The sequence below is a fragment of the Oscillibacter sp. CU971 genome (genome assembly GCF_905219725.1).
Taxonomy (GTDB): domain Bacteria; phylum Bacillota; class Clostridia; order Oscillospirales; family Oscillospiraceae; genus Oscillibacter.
This window is the reverse complement of the sequence record NZ_CAJMXG010000579.1, coordinates 1-1,038: the sequence shown is the minus strand read 5'-3', so window position 1 is coordinate 1,038 and position 1,038 is coordinate 1. Positions and strand designations below refer to the sequence as shown.

Genomic DNA, 1,038 nt, shown 5'->3' with positions numbered 1-1,038 from the left:
GGACTGGCGGCGGCAGCTCCGGCGGCGGTTCAACCCCCAAAACTTCTACTTAACGGCGGAGGGCCTGGCCTGTTTCTGGCCCATGTACGCCATCGCCCCGGCGTCGGAGGGGGTGCCGGTGTTTTTGCTTCCCTATGGGGAAGGGGTATCGCCGGAGCGGAAGGCGGGTCAGGGGTCCTGAGCGAAGGACCCCAGCTCGCTGGGGTCGATTTGATACTGCCAGTGGTCCAGGAATTTGCAAATCCGCTGGATGGCCTCTTTCTCGTCGTGGCTGCTTTGAATCATCCAGGCCACGCCATGGCAGACCAGCATGGTTTCTTTTGTGACAGGAGCTTGCGTGTCGCGGAAGAACTTCGGGCCCGCCATAAAAAACCTCCTAAATTCCATATATGGTCATTATAATACAACGGACTCCATATAATCAAGATAAAGTTGACTATATATGGAGATTGTATGAACCGCTCTACGCCTAAGGAACGGAATATAGGGAAGAAGGTCACGTTTTACCGGGAGCTTCTGGGTTTATCACAGAAGGACCTTGCCGCGAAGCTGCAAACCGTAAACTGTGACATGACCTCGGAAATGGTGTGGAAGGTAGAGCATGGACGGAGAAANCTTTCCATTTTCGAAATCGACAAGCTGACTGNGGTCCTCCATGTGGACTACAATGCCCTGTTTGCCCAGGATTGAGGGGACGGGCCATGGATAGCATGGAGNTTNCGGGGAAACGNNCCGCCNAGGGCGGCGGCCCCTACGGGGTGTTCTACCGATAGAAGGGCAATTCCCGGGGGAATGGCCTGACCAGGGGGTCAGGCCCCACAAAGAGAGATTTCCGGTCTACCGGAATGTTTTCATTATGGAAATGGTCTACCGATAGAAGGGTGGGCCCCACAATGTCCTATTGGGAGAAGGGCAGTCCCGGAAGGAATGGGCCATGGGTAACATGGAGGTTCCGGGAAAGCGGGCCGCCGAGCACCCGCAAGGGGTACGCCGCCGCCGTAAGCGGCAAAGCCGCTAACGGCGGGCGCAGGGCGGCGG

Annotated in this window: 2 protein-coding genes; one reads left to right on the top strand and one right to left on the bottom strand. The window is 56.9% G+C overall.

What is annotated here, in order from left to right; all coding sequences use genetic code 11:
• Positions 1 to 181, top strand: a 181-nt coding sequence (locus JX325_RS17600; protein WP_204792289.1) for an RsiV family protein, incomplete at its 5' end; no start/stop codon positions are given.
• Here JX325_RS17600 and JX325_RS17595 read toward each other — a convergent pair.
• Positions 169 to 366 carry a hypothetical protein gene (locus tag JX325_RS17595; RefSeq protein ID WP_204792288.1) on the bottom strand — a complete coding sequence of 66 codons (198 nt, stop codon included), beginning with the start codon at positions 364 to 366 and terminating at the stop codon, positions 169 to 171. The two genes, JX325_RS17600 and JX325_RS17595, sit on opposite strands and share 13 nt — an antisense overlap.
• Positions 367 to 1,038 lie beyond the last annotated feature (672 nt).

Excerpts from the sequence above, each read along its gene's own strand:
- JX325_RS17595 (WP_204792288.1), bottom strand. The coding sequence starts at position 366 with ATGGCGGGCCCGAAGTTCTTCCGCGACACGCAAGCTCCTGTCACAAAA.